At 73.7% G+C, this 24,840-nt stretch carries 29 protein-coding genes; 16 read left to right on the top strand and 13 right to left on the bottom strand.

Annotated elements, in window-relative coordinates:
* Positions 1-36 precede the first annotated feature (36 nt).
* Together ACFV18_RS11285 and ACFV18_RS11280 are read left to right on the top strand one after the other, a co-directional pair.
* Positions 37-468 (top strand): hypothetical protein, encoded by a 432-nt coding sequence (locus tag ACFV18_RS11285; protein ID WP_380481761.1) that lies wholly within the window; start codon positions 37-39, stop codon positions 466-468.
* Positions 469-694: 226 nt separating this feature from the next.
* The gene (locus ACFV18_RS11280; RefSeq protein ID WP_380481759.1) at positions 695-913 is read left to right on the top strand and encodes a hypothetical protein; all 219 of its coding nucleotides are present in this window, start codon (positions 695-697) and stop codon (positions 911-913) included.
* 18 nt (positions 914-931) lie between these two features.
* Here the strand turns inward: ACFV18_RS11280 and ACFV18_RS11275 are convergent, their stop codons facing one another.
* Positions 932-1,708 (bottom strand): TIGR03084 family metal-binding protein, encoded by a 777-nt coding sequence (locus ACFV18_RS11275; protein ID WP_380481758.1) that lies wholly within the window; start codon positions 1,706-1,708, stop codon positions 932-934.
* Positions 1,709-2,308: 600 nt separating this feature from the next.
* Here ACFV18_RS11275 and ACFV18_RS11270 point away from each other — a divergent pair.
* Positions 2,309-2,950, top strand: a complete 642-nt coding sequence (locus ACFV18_RS11270; RefSeq protein WP_380481756.1) for an NAD(P)-dependent oxidoreductase — start codon at positions 2,309-2,311, stop codon at positions 2,948-2,950.
* Here the strand turns inward: ACFV18_RS11270 and ACFV18_RS11265 are convergent.
* Positions 2,944-3,354, bottom strand: coding sequence for a hypothetical protein (locus tag ACFV18_RS11265; protein WP_380481754.1), 411 nt, complete (start codon positions 3,352-3,354; stop codon positions 2,944-2,946). The genes ACFV18_RS11270 and ACFV18_RS11265 overlap by 7 nt on opposite strands.
* 67 nt (positions 3,355-3,421) lie before the next feature.
* Entirely contained in the window at positions 3,422-4,204 is a 783-nt protein-coding gene (locus tag ACFV18_RS11260) for a dioxygenase (RefSeq protein ID WP_380481752.1), read from the bottom strand.
* Positions 4,205-4,316: 112 nt separating this feature from the next.
* On the opposite strand from ACFV18_RS11260, the gene ACFV18_RS11255 reads away from it, so the two are divergent.
* The gene (locus tag ACFV18_RS11255; RefSeq protein ID WP_380481750.1) at positions 4,317-4,781 is read left to right on the top strand and encodes a MarR family winged helix-turn-helix transcriptional regulator; all 465 of its coding nucleotides are present in this window, start codon (positions 4,317-4,319) and stop codon (positions 4,779-4,781) included.
* 8 nt (positions 4,782-4,789) lie between these two features.
* Here ACFV18_RS11255 and ACFV18_RS11250 read toward each other — a convergent pair whose 3' ends face one another.
* The gene (locus ACFV18_RS11250) at positions 4,790-5,884 is read right to left on the bottom strand and encodes a WD40/YVTN/BNR-like repeat-containing protein (protein WP_380481748.1); all 1,095 of its coding nucleotides are present in this window, start codon (positions 5,882-5,884) and stop codon (positions 4,790-4,792) included.
* 164 nt (positions 5,885-6,048) lie between these two features.
* Here ACFV18_RS11250 and ACFV18_RS11245 point away from each other — a divergent pair, with 164 nt between their 5' ends.
* Positions 6,049-6,804 (top strand): pirin family protein, encoded by a 756-nt coding sequence (locus ACFV18_RS11245; RefSeq protein WP_380481746.1) that lies wholly within the window; start codon positions 6,049-6,051, stop codon positions 6,802-6,804.
* A 236-nt stretch (positions 6,805-7,040) separates the two neighbouring features.
* Here ACFV18_RS11245 and trxA read toward each other — a convergent pair whose 3' ends face one another.
* On the bottom strand, positions 7,041-7,421 hold the full coding sequence (gene trxA, locus ACFV18_RS11240; protein WP_380481744.1) for a thioredoxin: 381 nt from the start codon (positions 7,419-7,421) through the stop codon (positions 7,041-7,043).
* A gap of 218 nt (positions 7,422-7,639) precedes the next feature.
* On the opposite strand from trxA, the gene ACFV18_RS11235 reads away from it, so the two are divergent.
* The 5 genes from ACFV18_RS11235 (at position 7,640) to ACFV18_RS11215 (ending at position 10,220) form a co-directional block, all read left to right on the top strand.
* Entirely contained in the window at positions 7,640-8,194 is a 555-nt protein-coding gene (locus ACFV18_RS11235) for a hypothetical protein (RefSeq protein ID WP_380481742.1), read from the top strand.
* A gap of 195 nt (positions 8,195-8,389) precedes the next feature.
* Positions 8,390-8,974 carry a sigma-70 family RNA polymerase sigma factor gene (locus ACFV18_RS11230; protein WP_380481740.1) on the top strand — a complete coding sequence of 195 codons (585 nt, stop codon included), beginning with the start codon at positions 8,390-8,392 and terminating at the stop codon, positions 8,972-8,974.
* Positions 8,971-9,696, top strand: a complete 726-nt coding sequence (locus tag ACFV18_RS11225) for an anti-sigma factor family protein (RefSeq protein WP_380481739.1) — start codon at positions 8,971-8,973, stop codon at positions 9,694-9,696. Before ACFV18_RS11230 ends, ACFV18_RS11225 begins: the two co-directional genes overlap by 4 nt.
* Positions 9,697-9,778: 82 nt before the next feature.
* Positions 9,779-9,943: a hypothetical protein gene (locus ACFV18_RS11220; RefSeq protein ID WP_380481738.1), complete on the top strand. Its 165-nt coding sequence runs from the start codon at positions 9,779-9,781 to the stop codon at positions 9,941-9,943.
* 31 nt (positions 9,944-9,974) lie between these two features.
* Positions 9,975-10,220, top strand: coding sequence for a DUF1876 domain-containing protein (locus ACFV18_RS11215; RefSeq protein ID WP_380481736.1), 246 nt, complete (start codon positions 9,975-9,977; stop codon positions 10,218-10,220).
* A 13-nt stretch (positions 10,221-10,233) separates the two neighbouring features.
* On the opposite strand, the gene ACFV18_RS11210 is transcribed toward ACFV18_RS11215, so the two are convergent.
* The gene (locus ACFV18_RS11210; protein WP_380481734.1) at positions 10,234-11,439 is read right to left on the bottom strand and encodes an NAD(P)/FAD-dependent oxidoreductase; all 1,206 of its coding nucleotides are present in this window, start codon (positions 11,437-11,439) and stop codon (positions 10,234-10,236) included.
* Between the two features lie 730 nt (positions 11,440-12,169).
* On the opposite strand from ACFV18_RS11210, the gene ACFV18_RS11205 reads away from it, so the two are divergent.
* A complete protein-coding gene (locus tag ACFV18_RS11205) occupies positions 12,170-12,868 on the top strand; it encodes a VOC family protein (RefSeq protein ID WP_380481732.1) in 699 nt (232 codons plus the stop codon).
* Positions 12,869-12,871: 3 nt separating this feature from the next.
* On the opposite strand, the gene ACFV18_RS11200 is transcribed toward ACFV18_RS11205, so the two are convergent.
* Both ACFV18_RS11200 and ACFV18_RS11195 read right to left on the bottom strand, forming a co-directional pair.
* The gene (locus tag ACFV18_RS11200) at positions 12,872-13,630 is read right to left on the bottom strand and encodes a DUF2470 domain-containing protein (RefSeq protein ID WP_380481730.1); all 759 of its coding nucleotides are present in this window, start codon (positions 13,628-13,630) and stop codon (positions 12,872-12,874) included.
* Between the two features lie 92 nt (positions 13,631-13,722).
* Positions 13,723-14,349: a TetR/AcrR family transcriptional regulator gene (locus tag ACFV18_RS11195; protein ID WP_380481728.1), complete on the bottom strand. Its 627-nt coding sequence runs from the start codon at positions 14,347-14,349 to the stop codon at positions 13,723-13,725.
* Positions 14,350-14,524: 175 nt separating this feature from the next.
* Here ACFV18_RS11195 and ACFV18_RS11190 point away from each other — a divergent pair, with 175 nt between their 5' ends.
* Genes ACFV18_RS11190 through ACFV18_RS11180 form a run of 3 tightly spaced genes read left to right on the top strand, consistent with a single transcriptional unit; the run spans position 14,525 to position 17,045 of the window.
* Complete coding sequence (locus ACFV18_RS11190; RefSeq protein ID WP_380481727.1) at positions 14,525-15,280, top strand: SDR family oxidoreductase; 756 nt, start codon at positions 14,525-14,527, stop codon at positions 15,278-15,280.
* Positions 15,277-16,080, top strand: coding sequence for an SDR family oxidoreductase (locus ACFV18_RS11185; protein WP_380481726.1), 804 nt, complete (start codon positions 15,277-15,279; stop codon positions 16,078-16,080). Before ACFV18_RS11190 ends, ACFV18_RS11185 begins: the two co-directional genes overlap by 4 nt.
* A complete protein-coding gene (locus ACFV18_RS11180; RefSeq protein ID WP_380481724.1) occupies positions 16,077-17,045 on the top strand; it encodes an NADPH:quinone oxidoreductase family protein in 969 nt (322 codons plus the stop codon). The genes ACFV18_RS11185 and ACFV18_RS11180 overlap by 4 nt, the downstream gene beginning before the upstream one ends.
* A gap of 45 nt (positions 17,046-17,090) precedes the next feature.
* On the opposite strand, the gene ACFV18_RS11175 is transcribed toward ACFV18_RS11180, so the two are convergent.
* From ACFV18_RS11175 to ACFV18_RS11155, 5 genes are all read right to left on the bottom strand, one after another.
* The gene (locus tag ACFV18_RS11175; RefSeq protein ID WP_380481723.1) at positions 17,091-18,302 is read right to left on the bottom strand and encodes an acyl-CoA dehydrogenase family protein; all 1,212 of its coding nucleotides are present in this window, start codon (positions 18,300-18,302) and stop codon (positions 17,091-17,093) included.
* Positions 18,303-18,306: 4 nt separating this feature from the next.
* Positions 18,307-19,326 carry a phosphotransferase family protein gene (locus tag ACFV18_RS11170; protein ID WP_380481721.1) on the bottom strand — a complete coding sequence of 340 codons (1,020 nt, stop codon included), beginning with the start codon at positions 19,324-19,326 and terminating at the stop codon, positions 18,307-18,309.
* 125 nt (positions 19,327-19,451) lie between these two features.
* Positions 19,452-20,903 (bottom strand): catalase, encoded by a 1,452-nt coding sequence (locus tag ACFV18_RS11165; protein ID WP_380481719.1) that lies wholly within the window; start codon positions 20,901-20,903, stop codon positions 19,452-19,454.
* Positions 20,904-21,036: 133 nt separating this feature from the next.
* Positions 21,037-21,570: a DUF6529 family protein gene (locus ACFV18_RS11160; protein WP_380481718.1), complete on the bottom strand. Its 534-nt coding sequence runs from the start codon at positions 21,568-21,570 to the stop codon at positions 21,037-21,039.
* A 16-nt stretch (positions 21,571-21,586) separates the two neighbouring features.
* Complete coding sequence (locus ACFV18_RS11155) at positions 21,587-22,804, bottom strand: hypothetical protein (RefSeq protein WP_380481716.1); 1,218 nt, start codon at positions 22,802-22,804, stop codon at positions 21,587-21,589.
* 248 nt (positions 22,805-23,052) lie between these two features.
* Here ACFV18_RS11155 and ACFV18_RS11150 point away from each other — a divergent pair, with 248 nt between their 5' ends.
* Positions 23,053-24,018 (top strand): ATP-binding cassette domain-containing protein, encoded by a 966-nt coding sequence (locus ACFV18_RS11150; RefSeq protein ID WP_380481714.1) that lies wholly within the window; start codon positions 23,053-23,055, stop codon positions 24,016-24,018.
* Complete coding sequence (locus ACFV18_RS11145; protein ID WP_380481713.1) at positions 24,015-24,836, top strand: ABC transporter permease; 822 nt, start codon at positions 24,015-24,017, stop codon at positions 24,834-24,836. The genes ACFV18_RS11150 and ACFV18_RS11145 overlap by 4 nt, the downstream gene beginning before the upstream one ends.
* Positions 24,837-24,840 lie beyond the last annotated feature (4 nt).

Genomic DNA, 24,840 nt, shown 5'->3' with positions numbered 1-24,840 from the left:
CGGTACGGTGTGTACCCCGACCGTGGAGGAGAGGCCATGTCCGGACGTCTCGCCGTCACCCTCGCCGCAGCCGCTCTCGCCGTCACCGGCTGCACCGCCGACAAGCAGCAGGCCGCCCCCGTCGGCACTGCCGCTCCCGGGCCCGCCTGCAGCGCCGAACCCAGCCCCACCATGAGCGCGGAGGGCAGCTGGTCGGGCCCGCTCCCGGACGAGATCCGCTGCCTGCCGCACGTGCTCGGGGGCATCTACTCCTACCTGCCGACCGACCTCTCCTCAACCCGCCCAGGCGCGACCACCCTGACGGTCGATGTCACGGACGGCACCACCCGCGACCAGACCCGGGCGCTGTGCCTGCGCATCACCGCACTCGGGTACACCCCCGGCGGCGAGCACCACATCGACGTGCTCACCGTCAGAGGACCCGCCACCTACAGGTCACTGCCCGGCCTGCCCGCCTGCCGGCCCTGACCGGTTGCCGCGTCGGGCCCCGGCGGTGTCTGACGGCCCGGCAGCGATCTCCGGACCGGCTTCGGAAAGCGTTTGCCGGCACCGGTACGGTGTGTGCCCGATCGGGCCCGGGCCCGCCTGCAGCGTGGCGCCCAGCCCCACCGAGAGCTGGATGGGCGGTTGAGCGGGCCCGCTCCCGGACGAGATTCGCTGCCTGCCGCACGTTGCCGAGGGCACCTACTCCTCCATGCCGGCCGAGACGTCCGTCACCGGCCGCGCTTCGTACACCGTCCAGGTCCACGTCGCGGACGACACCACCCGGGACCAGGCTCGGGCCCTGTGCCGGCGCATCACCGAGCTCGGTTACGGCCCTGGCGGCTCGCACAACATCGATCTGCTCACGGTCAGCGGTTCGGGCAGTTACACATCGACGCCCGGTGGGCCGGCCTGTCTCGAAGGGAACTGACCAGCCGTCGAGTCGGCCTCACCGCAGCGGTTCGCGCCCCTCGCCGGGCGGCCCCGCGAACGCCTGGGCGTACGGCAGCCAGGCACGGGCGATGTCGCCCTCGACGGTCAGGGCGAGGTCGTCGCGGTGACGGCGCTGGGTGACCAGCAGGCAGAAGTCCAGCGCCGGGCCGGACACCCGGTCGTCGGCGTCCTCCTCGCCCCACGTCCACAACTGGCCCCCGGGGGAGCGGAGTTCGAAGCGGATCGGGTCGGTGGGGGCGGGCAGGCCGTGCGCGGCGAACGCGAAGCCGACGGTGCGGACGCCCAGATGGGCGATGTGCCGCAGACGGTCGGTGGGGGTGCGGTCCACGCCGAGCGCGTCCGCGACGTCCTGCCCGTGCGCCCAGGTCTCCATCAAACGGGCCGTCAGCATCGACCGGGCCTTCATCGGCGGTCCGAACCACGGCAACCGCACGTCCTCCGGCACCTTCGCCAGCACCCGGGCCACCTCGGCCCGGCCCGCGCGCCAGCGCTCCAGCAACGCGGTCGGCTCCTCGCCGACCCCCTCCGCCGCCCCTTGGTCCACCGCCGCCATCCCGTCCGCGAACTCCCGCTCCAGCGCGGCCGCGAACCCCTCCGGGTCCCGCGCCGCGAGCAGCGTCCACCGGTCCGTCCACGCCAGATGCGACACCTGGTGCGCCACCGTCCACCCCGCCGCCGGTGTCCCCACTTCCCACCCTGCCGCCCCCAACTCCGCCACCAGGGAGTCCAGTTCCGCCCCCTCGGCCATCAGATCCGCCACCAGCCCGTCCACCCGCCACCCCTCTCGCCGTCCGGTGCCCACACTCCTACCCCGCCACCCCCGACCGCACCGGCCCGCGCAGCGAGTGGGCTTCGGCGCCGACAGCCGGACGCGGGCGGGGCGGCTCCTCGGCGGGGCCCGCGTGCAACTCGGCGCACCATCCCCCATGCGCGCCGCCCGTGGCCCCGCGGGCCCTGCGGGCGCGACGGATTCCCGCTGCTGCCCGGCGGAGCGGTCCGCACCCCCGCTCCCGCCCCGGTTTCCGGCCCGGGGCAGCGGTTTGCGTCCCCGCTCCCGCTCCCGGCCCTGCTCCCGCCCCCGCTCCCAGCCCTGCTCCTGCCGCTGTTCCCGGCCCCGCTCCCGCCCGTGCTCCTGCGCTGCTCCCGCCCCCGCTGCTGCCCCTGCCCCCGCTCCCGTTCCCAGCCCCGTGCAGCGGTTTGCGCCCCCGCCCCGCCCCGTTCCCGGCCCCGCTCCGCCCCGCTCCCGGCCTCGCTCCTGCCCCCGCTCCCGGCCCCGCGCAGCGGGTTGCGCAGCGGGTTTCGTTGCCGGTCGGGTGGCCGGCGTCGTGGTCTGATGGGGGGTCGGGCTGGTGGAGCGGGAGGCTGGTCGGGTATGCGGGTGGTGGTGGTCGGGGCCAACGGGGAGATCGGTCGGTGTGTGGTGACCGAGGCGCTGGCGCGGGGGCATCAGGTGACGGCGGTGGTGCGGCGGCCGGAGGAGTACCAGGGGCTGGCGATCAGCGTGGAGCGCGGGGACGTGCTGGACCCGGCGGACGTGGCGCGGGTCGCGGCGGGGGTCGAGGTACTGGTGAGCGCGGTCGGCGGCGGGGACGGTCCGGGCCGGGGGCGGCTGATCGAACCGGCCGCGCACGCGCTGGTCGCGGGGCTGCGTCAACTCGCCGATCGGGCACCGAGGTTGCTGGTTGTCGGCAGCGCCGGCAGCCTGACCACCCCGGCCGGCACCCGGCTGTGGGACGATCCGTCGGTGACGCCGCGCCAGCTGGAGGTGATGCGGGCGCACGGTCGCGCGCTGGAGTACCTGCGCACCGTCAGCGACCTGGACTGGACGGTGCTCAGCCCGCCGCAGAGCCTGCTGCCGGGCGAGCGCACCGGCGCCTACCGCACCGCCACCGACGAACTGGTCGCCACCCCGGACGGCCTGTCCACCATCTCCCTGCCGGACTTCGCGACCGCTCTGGTGGACGAACTGGAGACGCCCCGCCACCACGGCGAGCGCTTCACCTGCGGCTACTGAGCGCCGGGCAGCAGCGGGGCGGAGCCGAAGCAGGGGCTCGGGTGCGGTCCCAGCCCGTCGTGGACGGCAGTCAGTACCAGTAGTTGCAGCACCACGGCCAGCAGCGACAGCGGCAGCACCACCGCCAGTACGGCGTGCCCGGTGCTGACCCGCCGGTGCTCGCGGCGCAGCACCACGACGAGTTGCGCGACCGCCCAGCCGATCGTGGCGATGTTCAGCGCGATCCCGGCGACCGCGAGCACCATCGCCCACATCGGCACGCCCGGGCTGTCCAGGCAGCGGGCGAGCCGGCGCTCGGCCGCGTCGGCGGGGACGAGGGCCAGTGCGCTTGCCGTCCAGGCCAGGACGGTGAGCAGCAGGCAGTACCGCGCCCGGAACCACCGCGGCGCCCGGTTCTCGATCACAGTGCACCCCCCTCCGGCGGGTCATCCTGCCAGAGGGGGGCGACGGGTGGATGTTCCTGTGGGTATGTCAGCCGAGTTGGATCGAGCGCTTGGCCAGGCCCATCCAGAAGCCGTCGATGACGCTGCGCTGTTCGCCGAGGTCGGCCTCGCCCGCGCCGAGGGTGACGAAGAGCGGGGCGAAGTGTTCGGTGCGGGGGTGGGCGAGGCGTCCAGCGGGGGCCTTGTGTTCGAAGTCGAGCAGGGCGTCGAGGTCGCGGGCCTCCAGGGCGCGGCGGCCCCAGTCGTCGAACTCGGCCATCACGGAGCTGATCCGGCCCTCGGGGGAGAGGGCGCGCAGGTTGTGGGTGAAGAAGCCGGAGCCGACGATCAGGACGCCCTCGTCACGCAGCGGGGCGAGCTTGCGGCCGATTGCCAGCAGTTCCTGCGGGTCGAGGGTGGGCAGCGAGATCTGCAGGACGGGGATGTCGGCGCCGGGGTACATCTCGACCAGCGGGACGTACGCGCCGTGGTCGAGGCCCCGGTCCGGCACGTCCTGCACGGGGGTGCCGGCGGTGCGCAGCAACTTGCGGACGGAGTCGGCGAGTTCGGGCGCGCCGGGGGCGGCGTACCGGACCTGGTAGTAGTGCTCGGGGAAGCCCCAGAAGTCGTACACCAGGGGGATGGTCCGCACCGCGCCGATCGCCAGCGGTGCCTCCTCCCAGTGCGCGGAGACCATCAGGATCGCCTTGGGGCGGGGCAGGTCGGCGGACCAGGCGGCGAGCTGGCCGGGCCAGATCGGGTCGTCGGCGAGCGGGGGCGCGCCGTGCGAGAGGTAGAGAGCGGGCATGCGCTCGGTGGTGGCGGTGCTCATGGGTCCGTCCTCCTGGCTTGGTGCGTGCCGTCCGGGTGTGGTTCAAATTTGAACCACGCTTTCGACAGTACACCTGAGTTCAAATTTGAACAACCGGAGTAGGATGCGAGGCATGGACGAACCCCGCTGGCTCGACGAGACCGAGATGGCCGCCTGGCGCGGATTCGTCGAGGCCACCAACCTGGTCGCCCGCCGACTGGAGCGTCAGCTCAAGGACGACGCGGGGCTGTCGCACACCCAGTACGAGATCCTGGTGCAGCTGTCCGCCGCCCCCGGCGGCTCGTTGCGGATGACCGACCTGGCCGACCGGCTGGTCACCTCCAAGAGCGGCCTGACCTATCAGGTCACCCAGCTGGAGAAGGCCGGACTGGTCGGCCGCCGCTCCTGCCCCAGCGACGTGCGCGGCGTGTTCGCCGAACTCACCGAGCAGGGCTGGCGGACGCTCCGGGCCGCCGCGCCGGGGCATGTCGCGGCTGTCCGCGACACGCTGATCGACGTGCTCACCCCGCAGCAGCTGGCCGCCCTGGCCGACAGCCTCGGCACCGTCGCCGACCGCCTGCGCGCCGCCGACGCCTGATCGATCGGTCAGATGGTCGCGGCGCGCACGCAGAGCACGTCCGGCAGGTGCGCGGTGAGCAGCGACCAGCTCTCGCCGCCGTCCGCCGAGCCGTACACCTCGCCGTTGCGGTTGCCGAAGTAGACGCCCGCCGGCTCGGCGTCGTCGGTGCACAGGGCGTCGCGCAGGACGACGCCGTAGTGGTTCTCGTGCGGCAGGCCGGTCTCCAGCGGCTGCCAGGTCTCGCCCGCGTCGGTGGTGCGGAAGACCCGGCAGCGGCGCTCCACCGGCAGGCGGGCGTAGTCGGCGTCCAGCGGGAACAGGTACGCGGTGCCCGGGGTGTGCGGGTGGGCGGCCACGCTGAAACCGAAGTCGGCGGGCAGGCCGCCGGAGATCGACTCCCAGGTCCGGCCGGTGTCGTCGCTGCGATACACCCCGCCGTGGTTCTGCAGGTACAGCCGGTCGGGATCGCCCGCGTCCCGGGCCATCTTGTGCACGCACTGGCCGTACTCGGGGAAGCGGTCCGGCAGGAAGTCCGCCCGGATCCCGGTGTTGGACGGCTCCCAGCTGCGCCCGCCGTCGGTGGTGCGGTAGACGCCGCCGGAGGAGACCGCGACCGCCAGCACGTCCGCGTCGCGGGGATCGGTGACCACGGTGTGCATGCCCTGGCCGCCGAAACCGGCGCCCCAGTGCTCGCGCTGAGGGTGGTCCCACAGCGCGTCGACCAGGGAGAAGGACTCGCCGCCGTCGGTGGAGCGGAACAGCGCGGCCGGCTCGGTGCCCGCGTACACCACCCCCGGCGCCTCCTCGCCGGCCGGCTGCAACTGCCACACCCGCTCCAGCGAGGCGCCCGTCCGCTCGGGGAAGCGCACCGCCGGCCTGGACGGCTCCTGCCAGGTGACGCCGAGATCGTCCGACCACCACACCGACGGGCCCCAGTGGCTGCTGTCCGCCCCCACCAGCAGCCGGGTGCGCCCGCCCCGGCGGTCGATGCCCACCGAGTAGATCGCGTTCATCTGGAAGTGCGGGCCGCTGAACTCCCACTTCTCGCGGCCCGAACTGCGGCCCAGGAAAAGGCCCTTCTGCGTGCCGACGGCCAGCAGGACATCCCGTACGTCGCTCATCGTGAACCATCCGGAACTCGGTTGTGCACGGTCCCGCAGCAGTCTCCTCCGGGGGTCCGACAGTCGCACGGCAGCGCGCCGCGACCGGCGGCCGGGGCGTGGCGGAATGCACCGAGCCGGAGAATGGTTTACGATTCAACAACACCCCGACGGAGGAGGACCCGATGGCATCCACGATCGACCTGCGCCGCGCCGACCAGCGCTTCCACACCCGCGCCGGCTGGCTGGACTCCAAGCACTCCTTCTCGTTCTCCCGCCACTGGGACCCGGCCAACACCCACTTCGGCCTGCTGCTGGTCTCCAACGACGACATCGTCGCCCCCGGCACCGGCTTCGACACCCACCCGCACCGGGACATGGAGATCATCACCTGGGTGCTCGACGGCGGCCTGGTCCACCAGGACTCCGAAGGCCACAACGGCGTCATCTACCCGGGCCTCGCCCAGCGGATGAGCGCCGGCACCGGCATCCTGCACAGCGAGAAGAACGACTCCTGGACGATCACCGGCGAGCCGCAGCACCAGAACCCGGTCCGCTTCATCCAGATGTGGACCATCCCGGACACCGCCGGAATCGTCCCCGGCTACGAGCAGCTCGACATCAACGACCAGCTCGCCCAGGGCGGTTGGACCACCCTCGCGTCCGGCATGGGCAAGCACGCCAACCAGCGGGCGATCGGCATCCGGCAGAAGCACGCCGCGCTGCACGTCGCCCGGGTCCGCCCGAACGAGACGCTGGAACTCGCCACCGCCCCGTTCGTCCACCTCTACGTGGCACGCGGCGAGGCCGCCGTCGAAGGCGCCGGACTGCTGCACGAGGGCGACGCCCTGCGCATCACCGGCGCCGAGGGCCAGCGGGTCACCGCCGGGCCGGACGGGGCCGAGCTGCTCCAGTGGGAGATGAACGCCACGCTCAACTGAGCCCACCCTCGGCTGAGCCCACCCGCACGGCCCGCCGAGCGGCTTCCGAGCCGCCCGGCGGGCCTTTGCGCTGCCCACGCGAAGCACGCCACGCGAAGCACGCCACGCGAAGCACGCCACGCGAAACGCGGCGGATACGGCGGAAGCGCGACGGATGCGGGCACGACGAAGGGGCGCCGGGAGATTCCCGGCGCCCCTTCCGTGGCGTCAAGCCGTCAACCGGCCTGCGGTGCGCGTCAGTTCTTCGCGGCGTTCTGCGCCGCCACGCCCGCGTGCACCTCGGCCATGTCGAGCTTGCGGGCCTGGCCGATCAGATCTTCCAGGGCCGCCTCGGGGAGCGCGCCCGGCTGGGCGAAGACCAGGACACCCTCGCGGATGATCGCCAGCGTCGGGATCGACCGGATCTCGAACGCCGCCGCGAGCTCCTGCTGCGCCTCGGTGTCCACCTTCGCGAAGGTGATGTCCGTGTGCTTCTCGGCGGCCCGCTCGAAGACCGGCGCGAACTGGCGGCAGGGACCGCACCAGGCCGCCCAGAAGTCGATCAGGACGAACCCCTTGCCGTCCTCACCCTGGACCACCTCGTCGAAGTTGTCCTTGGTCAGTTCCACCGTGCTCATCGCCGCCACCTGCCTTCCACAGCCGGGTCTCTCCGAAGCGGGCCCGGTCTCGGACCCACGCCCGCCACAACCCCGCCACCTGCGGAACTATTCCGGGCGCCCGACTTCCGCTGAACGTTCGGGACCTGCCGTACGTACCCCCGGGCGAACCGGTCGAACCCCGGGCCCGGCAATCCGGCGGCCCGGCCGACCGCCCCCTCCCGGACGGGAGAAAGCCCATGACCACCACCGGCCGAACGGCCCCCAGCGCCCGCCGCGTCACCATGCTCGCCGCCGGTGCCCTGGCCGCCGCCGCACTGATCGCCGGCTGCGGCAGCAGTGGCGGCGGCAGCAGCTCCTCCACCACCATGCACAGCGGCAGCCAGGCCCAGACCACGCTGATGACCGAGCACAACGGCACCCTCGGCACCCTGGTCACCGACGGGCAGGGATTCACCCTGTACCGCTTCGACCAGGACACCAACAACCCGTCGGCCTCGCACTGCACCGGCGACTGTGCCACCCTCTGGCCGCCCGAACTCACCACCGGCAGCGGCGCGCCCGCGCTCAAGGGCATCGACGCCAAGCTGGTCTCCACCGTCACCCGCCCCGACGGCACCCATCAAGTCACCCTGAACGGCTGGCCGTTGTACCGCTACACCCCCGACACCAAGCCCGGCCAGACCAACGGCCAGGGCGTCGGCGGCACCTGGTGGGCGACCACCCCGACCGGCGACAAGGCGATGCCGATGTCCGGCTCCGGGCCGAGCATGCCGTCCGGCGGCGGGTACTGATCGGGCCCGGGAATGGCGGCCGGAGCCGAGGGAGTGCGGCGCGGGCGCCCGCGCCGCACCCCTGGCACGATTATCGACACCGGCCGGGCCGGACTTGAGAACCCCGGCCCGCCGCGCGCCCCGCACCGGCAGCCGCGCGCCCCGCACCCGCCGTCCCGGATCGACCCGCACCGGCACCCGCGCGAGGATGGCGCCGTGGCCGAGCACCCCCGCACCACCGGTCACGACGGCGCCGCGACCGGCCGGACCCGTCCCGCGGGCCCCACCGGTCCCGCCGCCGAGGACCGGCTGATGCGCCTCCTGTACCGCGAGCACGCGCGCCCGCTGTACGGGATGGTGCTGCACTTGGTCGGCGGCGACCGCCAACGCGCCGAGGACGTCGTCCAGGAGACCCTGGTCCGCGCCTGGCGGCACCTGGACCGGCTCGACACCGACCGCCGCAGCCTGCGGCCCTGGCTGGCCACCGTCGCCCGGCGGATCGTCATCGACAGCCGGCGCGGCCAGAGCGCCCGGCCCCGCGAAGTCCCCGACGGCGAACTGGAACGGATCCCCGCCGAGGACGAACTCGACCGCGTGCTGCGGCTGATGACCCTCACTGACGCGCTCGACTCGCTGTCCGAGGCGCACCGCAGCGCGATCACCGAGACGTATCTGCGCGGACGCACCGCCACCGAGGCCGCCGCCGTCCTGGGCGTCCCGCCCGGCACCGTCCGGTCCCGGCTCTACTACGCCCTGCGAGCCCTCCGGCTCGCCCTGGAGGAACGGGGAGTGACACCATGACCACCCCCCACGAGCACCTCGGTCCGGCCGGGGATCCGCATCAGGACCTCGCCGCCCACCTGCTCGGCGTGCTCGAACCCGAACAGGAGGCCCGGTTCGCCGCCCACCTCGCGCACTGCCCGCGCTGCATCGCCGAGGCCGCCCGGCTCGGCCCCGTCACCGAGCTGCTGGCCGAACTCGCGCCCGCCGCAAGCCCGGAGAACGCCCCGGCCGTCGCGGAGCCGGACGGGCCGCCGCCCGAGCTGCTGGACCGGCTGGTCGGGCAGGTGGTGACCGAGCGGCGGCGCGCCAAGGTGCGGCGGCTGGTGCTGGCCGCGGTGGCGGCGATCCTCGCGCTGGGCGGGCCCGCGGTCACCTGGGCGCTCACCGAAGGGCCCCAAGTCGCCGTCGCGGCCCAGCAGTTCAGTGCCACCGACGCGAACACCGGAGTGTCCGCCACGGTCGGCGTCGACCCGGCCGCCTGGGGCAGCCGGATCAGCCTCGACCTCGGCCACGTGTCGGGCCCGCAGAGTTGCAGCCTGGTCGCCGTCGGTACGGACGGATCGCGGCAGACCGTCACCAGCTGGGCCGTCCCCGCCACCGGCTACGGCGGCCGCACCGAACTGCGCACCGGCGGCGGCACCGGACTGGCCCCGTCGGCGATCGCCCGCTTCGAGGTGCACTCCGGCTCGGCCGTCCTGGTCGCCGTTCCCGTGCACCCCGCACCGCCCGCCCAGCGCTGAGCACCCGGGCGCGGCACACTGGTGGATGAGGAGGCCACGCGGGCCCGGGAGCCGCCCGCCGCGGGGCGCGTGGACGGCCGAGATGCACCCGATCCCCCTGCTCTGCCCGCGCTGCGGCCAGCCCCAGCAGGTCATCCACATCGACGACCCGCACCACCCCATCCGGGTGGTGCACACGGAGACCGGCCGCGAGGACTGCGAACCGGCCTCCGAGGAGCCCAGCACGGCGAACCAGCCGGAAAGCTGAACACCCTGTACCCACCCGGGAGGTGGCGGCCATGCGGACGCTGGTCGGATGGCACATCGAAATGGAGTTCGAGGAGGACGGCAACCGCACCAAGGCTGCCGCGATGGTCCGCCTCGCCGACGGAACGGAGGTCCGCGCACACGGCTACTCCACCCGTCACCACGCCGACCGCCCACAGCTGCGGGTCGGCGAGGAGGTCGCCGGGGCCCGCGCCCTGAACGACCTCGCCATGCAGCTGCTCACCAAGGCCCACGAGGAAGTCAGACAGCCCAACTGACCCGACAGGCCCGTCAGACACCGGTCAGTGGCACGTCCGGGTCCGCCAACCGCTCCGGGTCCACGCCGCGCCCGGAGCGGACCAGTTCACGGATCGGGTCGGTCACGTCCCACACATTGACGTTCATGCCGGCCAGCACCCTGCCGCCGGACAGCCAGAACGCGATGAACTCCCGCCCGGCGACATCGCCGCGGAACACCACCCGGTCGTAGCCGCCGGGCTCCGCGAACCCCGTGTACTCCATGCCCAGGTCGTACTGGTCGGTGAAGAAGTACGGCACCCGGTCGTACACGGCGTCCTTGCCGAGCATCGCCGCCGCGGCGACGGCCGGCTGGTTGAGCGCGTTCGCCCAGTGCTCGACCCGGATCGGCTTGCCGAACAGCGGATGGAAAGCGTTTGCCACGTCGCCCGCCGCATAGATGTCGGGGTGCGAGGCGGCCAGGTGCTGGTCGGTGCGGACGCCGTTGTCGACGGTCAGCCCGGCCTGCTCGGCGAGCGCCGTGTTGGGGCTGACACCGACGCCGACCAGCAGGACGTCCGCCGGCACCGTGCTGCCGTCGCCCAGCCGCACACCGTCCGCCCGCAACTCCTCGACCTTGACACCGAACCGCAGGTCCACGCCGTGCGCGCGGTGCAGGTCGGCGAAGACCTGGGCGACCTCCCGGCCGAGGACGCGCAGCAGCGGCAGTTCGGCGGCCTCCAGCACGGTGACCTCCGACCCCGCGGCGCGGGCCGCGGCCGCCGTCTCCAGGCCGATCCAGCCCGCGCCGACGATCACCACCCGGGCGCCGGGCCGGAACGCCGCCTTCAACCGCTCGCTGTCACCGACCCGCCGCAGCGTCTGCACGAACTCCCCGTCGCCGCCCGGCACGGGCAGCCGGCGCGGCGACGAACCGGTGGTCAGCAGCAGCTTGGAGTACGGCAGCCGGTCGCCGCCCTCGACGGTGACGGTGTGCGCGGCCGGGTCGATCGCGGTCGCCGCGACGCCCAGCCGCAGGGTGACGTCGTGCTGCCGGTACCAGTCGGCGGGGTGCACGTAGATCTTCTCCCGCTCCTCCTTGCCGAGCAGGTACCCCTTGGAGAGCGGCGGCCGCTCGTACGGCCGCTCGTTCTCGTCGCCGACCAGCGTGATCGGCCCCCCGTAGCCCTCCGTGCGCAGCGCCTCGGCCGCCTTCGCCCCGGCCAGGCTCGCCCCGACGATCACGATTCCGGTGTCCATGCCCAATCTCCTTCCCGCCATCCGACTTCCCCGACCATGGCACCGCCACGCCCCCGGCCGGGGGACCCGCGCCGGGTGGGGGGGGGGTGGGGATCTGCCTTCGGCTGTCGGGTGGTTCGGGCGGTGGGCCTGCGGTGTTCGGGGTGGTCGGCGTTGGTCGGGCGGCGGGTGTGGGGGACGGGTTGAGGGGTGGGGGTCTGCTGTCCGGCGTGCACCGCCACGCCCCCGGCCGGGGGACCCGCGCCGGGTGGGGGGGTGGGGATCTGCCTTCGGCTGTCGGGTGGTTCGGGCGGTGGGCCTGCGGTGTTCGGAGTGGTCGGGGGAGGCCGGGCGGCGGGTGTGGGGGAGGGGTTGAGGGGGGTCGGCTATCTGGCGTGCACCGCCACGCCCCCGGCCGGGGGACCCGCGCCGGGTGGGGGGTGGGGATCTGCCTTCGGCTGTCGGGTGGTTCGGGTGGTGGGTGTGGGGGATGGGTTGAGGAGGGGGGTCTGCCGTCCGGCTTGCACTGCCGTGCCCTCGGCCGGGGAGCCGTGCCGGGTGGGGACACGGGGCGGATTCGCCCGCGAGGCGGAGCGCGATCGGGCCGGGGCGTCGGCCTAGGCTGGGTCGCGGGTCCGGCCGGGCGGCCGGGGCGGCGGCGAAGGGAGCCCGAGGGATGGTGGCGGAGCGAACGGCCACGGTGCGCTGTGTACCCGCGGTGCCGTGCTGGGCGGGCCTGACGGTCCATGACATGGACGCCGCGCAGCGGTTCTACGGGCCGCTGCTGGGTTGGGAGTTCGTCCCCGGCCCGGACCGCTGGGGCCCGTACGTGCGTGCCACCGTGGACGGCGTCGAGGTCGCCGGGCTCAGCCAGTTGGACGCCGCGTGGGAGCGCCCGGTCGCCTGGACCACCTACTTCGGCATCGAGAGCGCCGACCGCGCCGCCGACGGCGTCCGCGAACGCGGCGGCACGCTCGCCGTCGGCCCGCTGGCGTTCGACGCGGGCCGGGTGGCGCTGGCCGCCGACCCGTTCGGTGCGACCTTCGGCATCTGGGAGGGCGAGCCCGGCGAGGACACCTGGATGGCCGCCCCCGGCGCACCCGCCTGGATCGAACTGCGCACCGCCGACCCGTTCGCCGCCGCGCTCTTCTACGGCGAGGTGTTCCGCTGGGACGGCCGCGACCCGGCCCAGTTCGAGGTCCGCTACGAGGACGAGCGCGTCGTGCTGCGCTCCGAGGGCCGCAGCGTGGCCGCACTCCGCCTCGCCCACGACCTCGCCCCGCACTGGGAGGTCTTCTTCTCGGTCTCCGACACCGACGCCACGGCCCACCGCGCCACCACCCTCGGCGGCCGCGTCCTCGACGGCCCCGCCGACTCCCGCTACGGCCGCGTCGCCCGCCTCGCCGACCCCGAGGGCGGCCGCTTCTCCATTCTGGCCGCGCCCCGCTGACGCTCAGTCGGGTCGCACCGCGGTGGTGGTGTGGGCGAACAGGCGGTGCATGGCCTCCGGGAGGTCGTCGGGGTGCGTCACCGGGTGGGGGAAGTCGAAGCGGGCGTCCAGCGCGGTGGCCGGGTCGGTGGTGAGGAGGCGGACGCGCAGGCCGTGGCGGTCGAGGGCGACGGGGCGGACTTCGTGGAGGTGCTCGGCCCGGAGCGGCGGGGTGTCGGGGCGGGTCAGGGCCCGGGTGCCGAGCAGCAGGAGCTGGTCGGCGTGGGCGGCGGCCAGGTGCTGGAGCAGGCGGGCCTCCTCGGCGGCGACCGGGTCGGGGGCGGCGGCGGCCAGGTCGGCGGGGTCGAGGCAGCATTCGTCGCCCCACAGGTCGTCCAGCGCCAGGTGGTCGATGTCCAGACGCAGCAGGACGCCCCCGCCGACGGGCGGCGTCTCGCCGGGGGAGCGGGTGAGCAGGCCCTGCGCGTGGAGCCGGCCGCGGATGCGGTGCGGCAGGGCGACGGGAGCGACATCCACGCATTCGAGTTCGGCGGTGAGGGGGCCGCGGGCGAGGGCGGTGATCCGGTGCAGGGCGGACTCACGGCCGACCAGGACGGCCACCGCGCCGTCCGGCCGCAGGGTGCAGCGCACCTGCGGGGGCAGGCCGGGGCGGGCGGCCAGGTCGGCGCCGCGGATGTCCAGGACGGCGGAGGAGGCGAACTCCAGCAGGGTGCGGGCGCGTTCGGCGGCCGAAGGCTTGCGGCGGGCGGGCTGGGGCAGCACAGGGAGCCTCCTGTTGATTAGGTGAGGCTAACCTAAGTCAACGGGAGCCGGGGCGTCCAGCGGAGCGCGCGGCGATGGTGGCTCGGCCGTCGTCAGCCGTCGATCTCCGCAGCCGGTGCACCCAGCATGCGCAGCACCAACTGCCCGTAGCGGCGGCCCAGTTCCTCCGGCGACTCGCTGCTGCGCTCGGTGTACCAGCGGGAGACGTCGATGCCCAGCGAGGTGACGGCGCGGGCCGCCGTCCGCTGGTCGGGCACCTGGAAGACGCCGTCCGCCACGCCGCGCGCGATGATCCGCAGCACCGTCTCCTCGATCCGGATGCGCAGTTCGGCGACGGCCGCGAAGTCCTCCTCGGGCAGCGCGTGCAGTTCGTGGTTGACGATCCGTCCGACCGTGTGGCCGCGGGCGTGCCAGGTGGTGAAGGACTCGGCGAGGGTGCGCATTTGTGCGACGGGCTCGGCGGCGGAGGCCTCGGCCTGCTCCACCAGGTCCAGCGTCGCCCGGTGGCCGGTGCGGGAGATCTCGGCGAGCAGGGCCGCCTTGGAGGGGTAGTGGATGTACAGCGCGGCGGGGCTCATGCCGGCGGCGGTGGCGATGTCCCGGGTGGTGGTGGCGTGGTAGCCGCGGCGGGCGAAGGAGTCCACGGCGGCCAGCAGCAGCCGCCGTGCCGCCTCGGTGCCCTCCCCGGGCCACAGTGCGGCGGTCGCTGGGTCGTTCATGGGGGCAATCCTCGCAGATGGGTTCGGCCGGTCCGGGCGGCGCCGGGCGGGGTGGGCTGTTGACAGTGTCGCCCGCCGCCAAGATGCTAAGCAAGCGCTTAGTCAAGCCGCCGCCGAGACAGGGCGTCGGTGCGAGGCGGAACCATCCCTGGCAGCAGATCCGAGAGGTACGGCGATGACAGTGTCGTTCAAGGGCAAGGTGGCGGTGGTCACCGGAGCGAGCCGCGGCATCGGCCTCGGCATCGCGCGCGAACTGGTGCAGCGCGGCGCCAAGGTCTGCATCACCGCCCGCACCCAGCAGACCCTGGACGAGGCGGTGCGCGAACTCGGCGGCCCCGACCACGCGTTGGCGGTGGCCGGCAAGTCCGACGACGCCGCGCACCAGGAGGAGACCGTCACCCGGGTGATGGAGACCTTCGGCCGGTTCGACCTGCTGGTCAACAACACCGGCATCAACCCGGTCTACGGCCCGATCCTGGAGACCGACCCGGTCGCCGCCGCCAAGATCCTCGCCGTCAACGTGCTCTCCCCGCTGGCCTGGACCCGCCGCGCGCACGCCGCCTGGATGGCCGAGCACGGCGGCGCGGTGGTCAACGTCGCCTCGATCGCGGGCATCCGCGCCTCCAACGGCATCGGCATGTACGGCGTCTCCAAGGCCGCGCTGATCCGCCTCACCATGGAACTCGCCTCCGAACTCGGCCCCGGCATCCGGGTCAACGCGGTCGCCCCCGGCGTGGTCAAGACCCGCTTCGCCGAAGCCCTGTTCGAGGGCCGCGAGGAGAAGGTCGCCCGCGCCTACCCGCTCGGCCGCCTCGGCCTGCCCGAGGACGTGTCCGGCGCGGTCGCCTTCCTGCTCTCCGAGGACGCCGGCTGGATCACCGGCCAGACCCTGGTGGTGGACGGCGGCGTCACCCTCGGCGGCGGGCTGTGACAGGCGGCCGACCCGCCTTCGACGCCACCGGGACCGGCGCCGTCGTCACCGGCGCCGGCCACGGCATCGGCGCGGCCCTCGCCCGCGCGCTGACCGAGGCCGGCGCCCGGGTGGTGGTCAACGACCTCGACGCGGACGCCGCCCACGCCGTCGCCGCCGAACTCGGCGCCCACGCCGCCCCCGGCGACGCCGCGAGCGCCGAGGGCGTCGCCGCACTGATCGGCGCCGCCCGCGCCCACCTCGGCGCCATCGACCTGTACTGCGCCAACGCCGGCGTCGCCACCACCGGCGGCCCCGACGCCCCGCCCGAAGCCTGGGAACAGGCCTGGCAGGTCAACGTGCTCAGCCACGTCCGCGCCAGCCAACTGCTGCTCCCCGACTGGCTGGAGCGCGGCCGCGGCCGGTTCCTGGCCACCGTCTCCGCCGCCGGGCTGCTCACCATGCTCGGCTCCGCCCCGTACGCCGTCACCAAGCACGGCGCCCTCGCCTTCGCCGAGTGGCTGTCCGCGACGTACCGGCACCGCGGCGTCCAGGTGCACGCGCTGTGCCCGCAGGGGGTGCGGACCAGGATGCTGGACGGCACCGGTGAGCACGGGCAGGTGCTGCTCGCGCCCACCGCGATCGAGCCCGCCGAGGTGGCCGGGGCCGCCCTGCGGGGCATGGCGGCGGGCGAGTTCCTGATCCTGCCGCATCCCGAGGTCGCCGACTACTATGCGGCCCGCGCCACCACTCCCGACCGCTGGCTGCACGGCATGAACCGGCTCCAGCAGCAGATCGAGAACCGAGGGGAGACCCGATGAGAGCTTGGCAGATCGCCGAACTCGGCGCCCCGCTGGACGTGATGAAGCTCGCGGAGGACGCCGACCGCCCCGTTCCGGGCGAGGGGCAGCTGCTGGTCCGGGTCCGGGCCGCGGCCGTCAACTTCCCGGACGCGCTGATGGCGGCAGGGCGGTACCAGGTGCGCCCGCCGCTGCCCTACACCCCCGGGGTGGAGCTCTGCGGCGAGCTGATCGAGGGCCCGCGCGCGGGTGAACGCCTCATCGGCACCGCCGAGTTGCCCGCCGGGGCCTTCGCCGAGTACGCGCTGATGGACGCCGCCACCGCGCTGCCCGCGCCCGACAGCCTGGACGACGCCGAGGCGGCCGCCCTGCTGATCGCCTACCAGACCGCCTGGTTCGCGCTGCACCGCCGGGCCCGCCTCGCGCCCGGCGAGACGCTGCTGGTGCACGCCGCGGCCGGTGGCGTCGGCAGCGCCGCCGTGCAACTCGGCAAGGCCGCCGGGGCGTTCGTCATCGCTGTCGTCGGCGGGGCCGAAAAGGCGGACGTGGCCAGGGAGTTGGGCGCTGACTTGGTGATCGACCGGAAGTCCGAGGACTTCGTCGGAGCCGTCCGGGCCGCAACCTCGGGCCGGGGCGCCGACGTGGTCTTCGACCCGGTCGGCGGCAGCGCCTACACCGGCTCCACCAAGTGCGTGGCCTTCGAGGGCCGGATCGTGGTGGTCGGCTTCGCCTCCGGCGAGATCCCTGCCCCGCCGCTCGGCCATGCCCTGGTGAAGAACTACTCGGTGCTGGGCCTGCATTGGGGTCTGTACGTGGCGAAGGACCCGCAGGCCGTCCGGGACTGCCATGACGCCCTGACCGCCCTCGCCGCCACCGGGGTGGTCCGCCCGCTGATCTCCGAGCGCGTCCCGCTGGCCGGCGCCGCCGAGGCCGTCCACCGGGTCGCCACCGGCGCCAGCACCGGCCGGATCGTCGTCCTGCCGTAACTGCCAAGAGGGGGCGGCCCGTTCGGGCCGCCCCCCGGCGCGTGCTCAGCGGTACTTCTTCAGCTCCCGCCGCGCCAGCGAGCGCCGGTGGACCTCGTCCGGGCCGTCGGCCAGGCGCAAGGTGCGGTTGCCGGACCAGAGTTGGGCGAGGACGGTGTCCTGGCTGACGCCGGCCGCGCCGTGCGCCTGGACGGCCTTGTCGAGGATCCACTCCACGGTGGACGGGACGACGATCTTGATGGCCTGGATCTCGGTGTGGGCGCCCCGGTTGCCGACGGTGTCCATCAGCCAGGCGGTCTTCAGGACCAGCAGCCGGGCCTGCTCGATCCGCACCCGGGCCTCGGCGATCCAGTCCTGCACCACGCCCTGCTCGGCCAGCGGACGGCCGAACGCCACCCGGGAGTTGACCCGGTGGCAGGTCAGTTCCAGGGCCCGCTCGGCGATGCCGATGGCCCGCATGCAGTGGTGGATCCGGCCCGGCCCGAGTCGGGCCTGGGCGATCGCGAAGCCGGAGCCCTCCTCGCCGAGCAGGTTCGAGGCCGGGACCCGGACGTGGTCGAAGACGATCTCGGCGTGCCCACCGTGGTCGGCGTCCTCGTAGCCGAACACCCGCATGCCGCGCAGGACTTGGACACCCGGGGCGTCGCGCGGCACCAGGATCATCGACTGCTGGCGGTGCACCTCGGCGTCCGGGTCGGTCTTGCCCATCACGATGAGGAGCTGGCAGTTCGGGTTCATCGCCCCGGTGATGTACCACTTGCGGCCGGTGACGACGTACTCCTCGCCGTCCCGCTCGATCCGGGTGGTGATGTTGGTGGCGTCCGAGGAGGCGACGTCCGGCTCGGTCATCGCGAACGCCGAGCGGATCTCGCCGTCCAGCAGTGGGCGCAGCCAGCGTTCGCGCTGCTCGGCGGAGCCGAACTGGGCGAGCAGCTCCATGTTGCCGGTGTCGGGGGCCGCGCAGTTGACCGCCGCCGGGGCCAACAGGACGGAGCGGCCGGTGAGTTCGGCGAGCGGCGCGTACTGGAGGTTGGTCAGCCCGGCGCCCAGCTCACCCGGCAAGAAGAGGTTCCACAGGCCGCGGGCCTTCGCCGCCGCCCGGAGTTCGCCGATCACCGGCGGGATCGCCCAGGGCTCGCGCTTCGGGTCCTCCAGCTGCCCGGCCAGCACCGGCTCGGCCGGGTACACGAACTCGTCCATGAACGCGCCGAGTTCACCCAGCAGGTGGACCGTCCTGGCGTCGTACGCGAAATCCATCTTCTCAGCCCTCCACCGACGTGCGTCCGAACTCCACGAACAGGGGCACCAGTTCGCCGACCCGGTCGAACCCGGCGCCGACCGTGCCGCCCTGGGTGAACCGGTAGTGGATGCCCTCCAGCACCACCGCCAGCTTGAACGAGGCGAAGCCCACGTACCAGCCGAGTCCGGAGACGTCCCTACCGGACAACTCGGCGTAGCGGCGCACCAGTTCGTCGGTTTCGGGGAAGCCGGGGGCGAGCGCCGCGCCGGGCAGGACGCCGTCGAAGCGGCGGGCCAGTTCGGTGTACATCACCAGCAGGCCCAGGTCGGTGAGCGGGTCGCCGATCGTGGACATCTCCCAGTCCAGCACTGCGGTGATCCGGTCGTCCGGGCCGACCAGCACGTTGTCGAGCCGGTAGTCGCCGTGCACCAGCGCCGGGGCGGGGGAGCCGGGCAGGGTGTCGGCGAGGCGCTGGTGCAACTCGTCGATGCCCGGCACCTCGCGGCTTCGGGAGGCGTCCAACTGCTTGCCCCAGCGGCGCAGTTGGCGCTCCAGGAAGCCCTCGGGGCGGCCGAACCCGGCCAGGCCGACCGCGGTCGGATCCAGTGCGTGCAGGGCGACCAGGGTGTCCACCAGCCGCTCGCCGAGGTCGTGCACCCGCTGTTCGCCGAGTGCGGCCAGCGTCTTGGCGTCCCGGTGCGCGGTGCCCTCGACGTACTCCATCAGGTAGAACGGCGCGCCGAGCACCGTGTCGTCCTCGACCAGCAGCACCGGGTTCGGCACCGGCACGGCGGTCGGCGCAAGTGCGCCCAGTACCCGGTACTCGCGGGCCATGTCGTGCGCGGTGGCCAGCACGTGTCCGAGCGGGGGCCGGCGCAGCACCCAGCGGGAGACACCGTCCTCGACCAGGTAGGTCAGGTTCGACCGGCCGCCCTCGAACCGGCGGGCCGTCAGCGGTCCGGCGGTGGGTGCGGGCAGGGCGACGTCCAGGTGGGCGCGCAGCCTCTCCAGGTCGAGTCCGGGCGGAGCGGCGGTGGTCATCGGGGGCACCTCGCAGAGAAACGTGGGCTGACTAAGCGCTTGCTTAGGATTGCCCCGGGGGCCCGAGTTGTCAACGAGCACCGCCCGCCAGGAAGCGCGATCCGGGCGGGCGGCGAGAGCGGGATTCAGCGGGCGACGGCGGCGACGACCCGGTCCCCGAGCGCCTGATCGACATTGCGCCAGTACTGGAAAGCGCGTTCCAGCACCGGCGCGGACACGCCGTCCTGCAGGTGCCCGGCGATGTTCGCGACCAGCCGGTCCCGGGCCGCGTCGTCCAGCACCTCGCGCACCAGCGTGCCGGCCTGCCCCCAGTCGTCGTCCTCCCGGTGCAGCGGGTACCCCTCGCGGACCATCTGCCCGGCGACGTCCCACCCCAGCGGCGCACCCCACAGCTCCGGCTCGGCGGCCGGCCCGCCGTACGAGTTCGGCGCGTACGGGCGGGCGGTGCGGGCCGCGTCGAAACGCATCGGGCCGTCCTTGGCGTACGAGTGCACCGGCACGTGCGAGCGGTTCGGCGGCAGCTGCGCGTAGTTCGGGCCGATCCGGTGCCGATGGGTGTCCGGGTAGGAGAACATCCGGCCGAGCAGCATCTTGTCCGGAGAGACCCCGATGCCCGGCACCAGGTTGGACGGCTCGAACGCGGCCTGCTCGATGTGGACGAAGTGGTCCTCCGGGTTGCGGTTCAGGGTGAACCGGCCGACCTCGATCAGCGGATAGTCGCCGTGCGGCCACACCTTGGTCAGGTCGAACGGGTTGAACCGGTAGTTCCACGCCTCGTCGAACGGCATCACCTGGACGTGCAGCGTCCACGACGGAAAGTCGCCGCCCTCGATCGCCTCGAACAGGTCGCGCCGGTGGCAGTCGCCGTCCGCGCCCGCCAGCCGGTCCGCCTCCGCCTGGGTCAGGAAGTCGTTGCCCTGGTCGGTCCTGAAGTGGTACTTCACCCAGAAGCGCTCGCCGACCGCGTTCACCCAGCTGTAGGCGTGCGAGGAGAAGCCGTCCATGTGCCGCCAGTTCTTCGGGATGCCCCGGTCGCCCATCAGCCAGGTCACCTGGTGCGCGGACTCCGGGGAGAGCGTCCAGAAGTCCCACTGCATGTCGTGGTCGCGCAGGCCGTTGTCCGGGCGGCGCTTCTGCGAGCGGATGAAATCCTGGAACTTCATCGGGTCGCGGACGAAGAACACCGGCGTGTTGTTGCCGACCAGGTCGTAATTGCCCTGCTCGGTGTAGAACTTCAGCGCGAAACCGCGCGGGTCGCGCCAGGTGTCCGGCGACCCCAACTCGCCCGCCACCGTGGAGAACCGGGCCAGCATGTCGCACTGCTTGCCCGGCTGGAACAGGTCCGCCCTGGTGAACCGGCTGACGTCCTGCGTCACCTCGAAGGTGCCGTACGCGCCGCTGCCCTTCGCGTGCACCACCCGCTCCGGCACCCGCTCCCGGTTGAACTGGGCCATCTTCTCGATCAGGTAGTGGTCGTGCAGCAGGACCGGGCCGACCGGGCCCGCCGTCAGCGAATGCTCGTCGCTCTCGACCGGGACACCCGCGTTGTTCGTGGTGAACGGGACGTGCTGGGACATCGGGGCAACTCCTCCTCGGGCACCCCGCCGGGCGCCGTGACCGCGCGGCGGCGAGGGTCGTCCACCGCGACTGCCTACCACTCGAACACCGGCCCGGGCCGCCCACAACCGCAGACCGTTACCTGCCGCACCGTCAGAACCCGGGCGTGGCGTACCCGTTCAGGAACCACAGCGCCGCCGTCCACCACAGCAGCCCGATCGCGCAGAACAGCGCGCCGCCCGCCACCGGCAGCGCCCAGCCCGGCAACTTCCCGTGCTGCACCAGCAGCACCTTCGCCGCGAACGCCCCGTACAGGAAGCAGCCCGTCACCGAGTGCACCCCCACCCGCGCGTCGGTGAACCGCACCCCGTACGCCAGCAGACAGTGCTGGGCGATCGGCAACGACAGCGCGAACGCCGCCACCCCGCCCGCCCGGTGCCAGATCCGCACCCGGGGGGCCCGGGCGCCGCCCCGGTACATCCACAGCGCCAGCAGCACCTGCACCAGTGCCAGACCGAGCAGCGCCGAACCGAGCTGCGACTTCAGCCGCAGCGCGTCCACCCCGGACTGGCCGAACAGGCTCCGGCCCGGGTCGGACGTGTGCGCGCGGCCGAACCACACCAGCCCCGCAGTGACGGCTAGCGGCGCCAGCACCGCGAGTGCGGTGAGGGCGGTCTGCCGGGACATGGTCGGGCGCTGCACCTCAGTTGTCCGGGGTGCCGTTGTCGAGGCCGTTGTCGGTGTTCGCGCCGGTGCCTGCGCTGGTGTCCGGGGGAGTGCTGGTGCTGGTGCTGGTGTCGGTGCCCGCGTCCGCGTCCGAGCTGGTACCCGCGTTCGTGTCCGTGCTGGTGCTGGTGCTGGTGCTGGTGCTGGTGCCCGTGCCTGCGTCCGGTCCGGTGCTCGCGTCCGCGTCCGAGCTGGTACCCGCGTCCGCGTCCGTGCTGGTGCCCGCGCCTGTGTTGGTGCCCGGGTCCGCGTCCGTGCTGGTGCCCGCGCCTGTGCTGGTACCCGCGTCCGCGCCCGCGCCCAGGCTGGTGCTGGTGCTGGTACCCGCGCCCGAGTCGGTACCCGCGTCCGTGCCCGGATCCGTTCCGGAGGTGTCGGGCGGCTGCACCACGGCGGGCGCGGAGGGCGCCACCGGCACGTACGGGTCCGCCGGGTTGGCGGGCGCCACCGGGGTGTCGGCCCCAGCCGTCGTGCCCGTGGTGGCACCTGCCGTGGCCCCAGCAGTTGGACCGGCGGTGGCGGTGGCGGTGGCGGTGGCGGTGGCAGTAGCCGTGGCACTGGCACTGGCACTGGCGGTAGCCGTGGCGGTGGCGGTGGCCCCCGGGCTCGCCGTAGCCGCCCCCGACGGCACGCCCCCGGCCCCGTGCAGCGTCGAGACGTCCACGCCCACCGGGTCGCCCAGCGAGGTCACCGCGTAGAACGTGCCGTGCGGGTCCGCCACCGTGTGCCCGGTGGCCTCGCCCGGTCCGTGGTCGCCCGTGTACCGGTACAGCGGGTGGCCCTTGTACAGCACCTGCGCCGTCCCGTCCGGGAGCGCCGCCGCGCCCAGCAGCCCGTCGTCCACGCCCGGATCGGCCAACGGGAAGCCCGGCGTGGTCACCGGCGGCCAGGACTTCGCGCACTCGCCCACGCAGGTGCCGTGCACCGAGGTGTCCGCGCCGTACAGGTACAGCGTGCGGCCCTGCGCGTCCACCAGGACCGGGCCGAGGTTGCCCACGCTCTTCAGCGCAACCCGGGTGCCCGCCGAGGTCGCGAACGCCGACCCGGCCGACGGACTCGCCTCGGCGGCCGGCGCCGGCGACCCGGACCCGGTGGCCGGCGGGCCGCTCGGAGCGAGGTCCGCGCCGCAGCCCGCGGCCGCGAGGACGGACAGGGACAGCACCGCGGCGGCGGTCAGACAACGGGAACGGGGCATCACGACTCCAGGAGACGGAGCGGAGGGGGCTGGTCACCAGCTTCGGGCTGGTCACCATCCACCCCCGCCGCCCGCCGCCCGGCCACTCCAGAGCGGGCCCGGTCCGCACCAGGAGGTACCCCATTGCCCTGGACGGCCCACCGCCCCACCTGGCAACCCATCAGCCCCGGCCGCCGGACGGCCGTCCTGCGCGCCCCACCCGGACGGGCGGACACTGGAGGGGAACCACCTCGCCCGAGGGGGCGCCCATGACCACCCAGCACAGCACCACCCCCGCGATCCGGGTCCAAGGGCTCGGCAAACGCTTCAAGGACCTCGTCGCACTCGACGACGTCGACTTCGAGGTGCCACCCGGCAGCGTGTTCGGACTGCTCGGGCCGAACGGGGCGGGCAAGACCACCGCCATCCGCATCCTCACCACCATCATCCAGCCCACCAGCGGCCGCGCCGAAGTGCTCGGCACCGACGTGGTCGCCCACCCGGGCGCCGTGCGCCGAATGATCGGCCTGGCCGGCCAGTACGCCGCCGTCGATCCCAACCTGACGGCCCGTGAGAACCTCCGCCTGATCGGAAAACTCACCCAACTGCCCCGCCACCGAAGGTCCCCACGCGCCGCCGACCTGCTCGCCCGATTCGACCTCACCCCGGCCGCCGACCGGCCCGTGCGCACCTTCTCCGGCGGCATGCGCCGCCGACTCGACGTGGCCGCCGCGCTGGTCCCCGAACCACCCGTGCTGTTCCTCGACGAGCCCACCACCGGACTCGACCCGCAGAGCCGCACAGCACTCTGGGAGCTGATCCGGGAACTCGTCGCCGACGGCACCACCGTCCTGCTCACCACCCAGTACCTGGAGGAGGCCGACCGCCTCGCCCAGCGCATCGCCGTCCTCGCCGAGGGCCGGGTGGTCGCCGACGACAGCCCGCACGCCCTCAAGGCCCGCCTCGGCATGACCGTGCTGGAACTCGGCATGGGCGAGGACCCGCGCGCCGTCCGCGCCGCCGCCCTGCTCACCGACCGTCTCGAACGCACCCCCGAGCGCGAGGGTGCCTTGCTGCGCCTGCCCAGTCCGGACGGGTCACTGCTGCTGATGGACGTCCTGCACGCGCTGGAGGCCGAACGGCTCACCCCGCACACCATCGCCGTCCGCGAATCCAGCCTGGACGACGTCTACCTCGCCCTCACCGGCCACCGCACCTCCGGAGGCCCGTCATGACCGCCACCGCCCCAGCCATCGACCTCGCCCCCACGCCCGGCCTGTCCGGACGCCTGCTGGCCCCCGTCCGGGACGGCCTGGCGGTCTGCGGGCGCAACCTGATCGCGCTGCGCCGGGTGCCCCGGCTGCTGATCTTCTCCACGGTGCAGCCGATCGTGTTCGTGCTGATGTTCCGCTACGTGTTCGGCGGGGTGGTCGGCGCGGCCCTGCACGGGGTGAGTTACGTCGACTACCTGATGCCCGGCGTGTTCGTGCAGGTGGTCACCTTCGGCGCGGTCAACACCGCGATCGGCCTGGCCACCGACCTGCAGACCGGCCTGATGGAACGGTTCCGGTCGCTGCCGATGGCCCGCTCCGCCGTGCTCTCCGGGCGGACCACCGCCGACCTGACCCGGAACGTGTTCGTGGTGGCACTGATCAGCGGCGTTGGCTTCCTGGTCGGCTTCCGGGTGCACAGCAACGTCTGGGGGTTCCTGGCCGGGGCGCTGCTGGTGCTGGCGTTCGGCTTCGCGATGTCCTGGGTGTTCGCCGTGGTCGGACTCGCGGTCGGCGACCCGGAGACCGCGACCGCCGCCGCCTTCCCGGTGCTGGCCCCGCTGGTGTTCGCGTCCTCCGCGTTCGTCCCGACCGTGACCATGCCCGGGTGGCTCCAGGTGTTCGCCAACCACCAGCCCGTGACCATCACGGCCGGCGCGGTGCGGGCCCTGATGCTGGGCACACCGGTCGGCTCGCAGGTCTGGCAGGCCCTCGCCTGGGACGTCGGCATCGTCGCGGCTTTCGCGCCGCTGGGGGTCTGGCTCTACCGCAAGGCCGTGTGAACTC

This window comes from Kitasatospora sp. NPDC059673 (assembly GCF_042734215.1).
Lineage (GTDB): Bacteria > Actinomycetota > Actinomycetes > Streptomycetales > Streptomycetaceae > Kitasatospora.
The sequence above is the reverse complement of the archived record's forward strand: the minus strand, read 5'-3'. Positions and strand labels throughout refer to the sequence as shown.